This window comes from Levilactobacillus koreensis JCM 16448 (genome assembly GCF_001435525.1).
GTDB lineage: Bacteria > Bacillota > Bacilli > Lactobacillales > Lactobacillaceae > Levilactobacillus > Levilactobacillus koreensis.
Genome location: NZ_AZDP01000095.1, coordinates 1 through 4172, shown reverse-complemented (window position 1 = coordinate 4172; position 4172 = coordinate 1). Strand labels below are relative to the sequence as shown.

Annotated in this window: 3 protein-coding genes and 3 tRNA genes; all 6 read right to left on the bottom strand. The window is 45.4% G+C overall.

Going from position 1 to position 4172, the window contains the following annotated elements:
- Window positions 1–89: 89 nt before the first annotated feature.
- The 6 genes from FC99_RS08530 to FC99_RS08505 all read right to left on the bottom strand — a co-directional run bounded on the left by FC99_RS08530 (window position 90) and on the right by FC99_RS08505 (window position 4087).
- Window positions 90–161, bottom strand: a tRNA-Gln gene (locus tag FC99_RS08530).
- Window positions 162–171: 10 nt separating this feature from the next.
- Window positions 172–254, bottom strand: a tRNA-Tyr gene (locus tag FC99_RS08525).
- Between the two features lie 82 nt (window positions 255–336).
- A complete protein-coding gene (locus FC99_RS08520) occupies window positions 337–1152 on the bottom strand; it encodes a metallophosphoesterase (protein WP_048732519.1) in 816 nt (271 codons plus the stop codon).
- Between the two features lie 83 nt (window positions 1153–1235).
- Window positions 1236–2717, bottom strand: coding sequence for a peptide MFS transporter (locus FC99_RS08515; protein ID WP_048732521.1), 1482 nt, complete (start codon window positions 2715–2717; stop codon window positions 1236–1238).
- A 400-nt stretch (window positions 2718–3117) separates the two neighbouring features.
- Window positions 3118–3426 (bottom strand): PTS sugar transporter subunit IIB, encoded by a 309-nt coding sequence (locus FC99_RS08510; protein WP_048732523.1) that lies wholly within the window; start codon window positions 3424–3426, stop codon window positions 3118–3120.
- Window positions 3427–4014: 588 nt separating this feature from the next.
- Window positions 4015–4087: transfer RNA gene (locus FC99_RS08505), tRNA-Thr, on the bottom strand.
- Window positions 4088–4172: the final 85 nt, after the last annotated feature.

The following is a 4172-nucleotide window of genomic DNA, read 5'->3' as shown; positions in this document are numbered from 1 at the left end:
GGGTGGTTTTTTGTTTCGCACGCTTTAGCGTGCTCAACTGGGCCTAAAGGCACTAAAAAAACCAGTCACACACCGTGACTGGTTCTTAGTTGGGCTAACTGGGTTCGAACCAGTGCATCACGGGATCAAAACCCGTTGCCTTACCACTTGGCTATAGCCCAATAATAAAAATGGTGGGGAGTGGATTCGAACCACCGAACCCGAAGGAGCGGATTTACAGTCCGCCGCGTTTAGCCAGACTTCGCTACCCCACCAAAATGTGAATCGCCGTAACGAATCAACTTCATTATCATACAAAATTCTGCATAAACCGTCAAGCCTTTTTTAGCAGTTTTTTTATTTTAGGTCAATAATTCTTAGTCTTTGCCGCCATTCGGTCATAAAATCCGTCCCTTGCCACTCATTGATACGCCGATTATGATAGCCCAGTGCTTGGTTATAGTACCAGGTCGACCCAAATTGCTGTGGCGCAAAATGCCGATGAATATGGCCAAACTGCACGATTTCAACCCGATACCGATTCAATAAGTCCCCCAGTCGTGGACTCCCCATCATTGCATTAGCCATGTTCCAAAAGCGGTCATCATCCGTATATCGAATATAATCACGCCGCGGCACAAAATGAGTCATGAATAAAACCCGTTTCTTCGCAATTTGAGCGGCCCGCAACTGCTCTTCGACGACCGTTAAGACGTGATCCATTCTTTGAAGATCACTTAACGGCTGGGTAATACTACTGTCGATCCAAAACGCTCGCTTCCACGCTAAAAAGTTGCGCCCCTGAAGGTTATCCGCAAACTGGTAGTCATACCAGCCATTATTGCCGATTATCCGCCAGTCGGTACCAGCCACGTCTAAATACCTCGCGTGAAGGTAAGTTGGCGCTAACGGCGATTCTAGGGCCGCATACGTCACGTCATGAAGCATGTCATGGTTACCCGCAATAAAGCGGACTTGGGCCGGCGCCAGTTCACGCTGCATCGCCGTCACGTAGGCCAGCGACTGGTCAAAGTGATTGGTAATATCCCCCGCAATCAGATAGATGCCTACATTTTGCTGTCGCAAGTAGCTCGCCTGTTGGGCTAAGACGTCCACCACAGGCTGTTTGTTCACGTCAAAATGCAGATCACTGATCAATGCGACCCTAACCATCGTCAATTCCTCCCTATAATTAATCACAATAAAAAATGCTACTCCGTTTAACCAGAGTAGCACTTTTCGTCTTAAAACGTGATTTATTTGATACCAGCCATCAAGTTCTTGATTGGCTTGACCAGGGCAAACATAATCAGCCCGGCTACGATAGCCACGATAGCGACACCCATAAAGTAGGCCGCTTCGTTTTCTGGCGTGTACAGCTTAACGATTTGTGCGTTAACAGCTTGACCAGCAGCATCGGCTAAGAACCACATACTCATCATCTGTGATTGGAAAGCCTTTGGTGCCAGCTTTGTCGTTACGGACAACCCAATTGGTGAAATCAGTAATTCAGCAATTTCAACAACTGCCCAGCTACCAACTAACCAAAGTGGGCTAACCTTAGCGCTCGTCCCAAATAAGACAACTGGGATAACCATGATCAGGTAAGATGCCCCGGCGAATAACATACCAGTTGCGAACTTAGCTGGCGAACTTGGTTGCTTCTTGCCCCAACGGTTCCACATTGCGGCGAAGAATGGCGTGTAGATCAAGATAAACAGTGGGTTCAACATTTGGTACCAAGATGGCAAAATGTGTACGCCCAAGAAGTGGTTATTCGTCTGGTTAGCAGCGAACAGGGCCAAAACAGATGAACCTTGTTCTTCAATTGCCCAGAAGATCATTGCGGCAATGAAGAGACCTAAGTAAGCCCAAACGTGTTTCCGTTCAGTCGGCGTGACCTTCTTACTTGTCAAGAAGATAACGAAGTAAACGACTGGCGCAGCGATAGCAATCACGGACAGTAAGAGCACGAAGTTGTTTAAGTTCAATGAACCCAAGAGGTACATCAGAACCAATACTAAAGCAAAGGCAACTAAACCAATACCTGAGCGAACGGTCAACTTCTTCATGTCACCAGGTTCCAGCGGATCAGTTGGGTATAAACTGTCCTTGCTCAGGTACTTCTTACCACCGATCCAGTATTGAACCAGTCCTAAGAACATCCCGATAGCGGCTAAGGAGAACCCTAAGTGGAAGTTGTACTTCAGACCTAACCAACCAACGATCAACGGTGCAACCAGGGAACCTAAGTTAATCCCGAATACGAAGATGGTAAAACCGGAATCCCGGCGCGTGTCACCCTCATCGTACAGGCCACCGACCATTTCAGAAACGTTAGGCTTCAATAGCCCAGTCCCCAAGACGATTAAGAGAATGGAGATGAACAGAGCCATCGACCCAGCAGGAACGGACAGCGCAATGTGCCCGAACATGATCAAGACACCACCAATGAAGACCGTCTTTCGACTTCCCCAAACACGGTCACTCATGTATCCCCCAAGAACTGAGGATAAGTAAACCATGGATCCGTAAATGGACATAACGGAAGCGGCAGTTGCTTGGCTAAATCCTAAACCACCCTTAGTGATCGAGTAGTACATGTAGTAGATCAGGATGGCCCGCATGCCGTAGTAACTGAACCGTTCCCACATTTCTGTAAAGAACAGAGTCGATAACCCACGCGGTTGACCGAAGAAGGTTCGATCTTGGCTGGTTGATTCTGGTTTGTTATTCAAAACTATAATACCTCCAGTGCTTTTCTCAAAATGAATATTTTTATCTTTCGCAGTCGCCGGTAGGAATTTCAACGGCGCTGATGTCTCATAGCTCTCTAATAAAACATAGTAGTTATTATACTGCATGAAGTCCTGTTACGCAACGGTTTCCTTAATAAAAGCGTCTCCATTCCCCGGTATCACGCGAAAAAACAATGATGGAATTATTAGCTATCTCATGCAATCTTCTTATTTTTTATTCATTTCGGGGCAACTCACATTATTAATTTTTTTATGAATAATATTAAAAAAGCGATTTAACCTTAACACGGTCAAATCGCATGATTACTTTTTAGGGAGAGGTTGCCAATTCTTGATTCAGCCGAATGAAAGTGATTCTGACAGCTACTTCCGTACTAGTTTAAGCCACAACCGCCTTTTGATCCAACTGATGGCAAGCAAACTTAACCAGTGCTTCCCCATTTAACCAACCATAAATATCGTTAGGAATCTCAACTACGGGTGCAATGGAGCTAATGTGTAGTGCTTCTCCGTCTTGTGGAACGAGTAAAACTAAATCCTGTTCCGCAACTAATTCAGCGGTTACGTCATCGCTGCTAACCGCAGTAAACTTCAATGGTACCTTACGAGTTTCCGCAATCCGCTTTGCTTCCCCTAAAAATAAATGGCCACAGTTTCCTTTGCCAGACACTAACAATACATTCTTCATAATGACATCTCCCGATTTCGTTTTCATTCATTAGTTATAGGATAGCACTTGGTGAGGTATACCACAATAGAAAAAGTGTAAAAATCAATTTTATTTTTATCCTTGTTTACACCGTAAAGTAGGCGTTCTTGTTATCTATACCAATTATTTTAAAATGGCTATACCAATAAATGAGCATTCCGAAAGCGCTGTCATTTTATCATCGGATGAACCCTTAAATATCGATACAATCATGGCTAGCATCTATTTTGGTTGTAATCAACTATCCGCCCCCTGCTCATTTCCGTTCTAAATAAGAAGGCGTTAAAATGGTCATCGCGACTAGTATTCTAGTCTGACTCAGTTCAATTATGAACGTCTCCCCGCTTCATTAGGGTCTACTCACTCCTCAGCGAGGGCAGAGCGACTATAATGTAGTAACACTGTATGTCCCTTAAGGCCTTCAGCCGACATCAGTCTTGTCCTAATTTTGAATGCTGGTTTGCCGATGGCTGATCTGCGGTTATCCGCCCCACTTTCAAAATCAGCTTACGCTTTTTCGAAAGCACAAAAAAAGCCGTTAGTCCCAACGACTAACGACTGCTTTGATGCCGGCTGAGGAATTCGAATCCCCGACCCTCGGTTTACGATACCGATGCTCTACCAGCTGAGCTAAGCCGGCATACTAACTGGCTAACCAGGTTAACCCGACTCCGGCAGGCGGGCTCGAACCGTCGACAACCTGATTAACAGTCAGGTGCTCTACC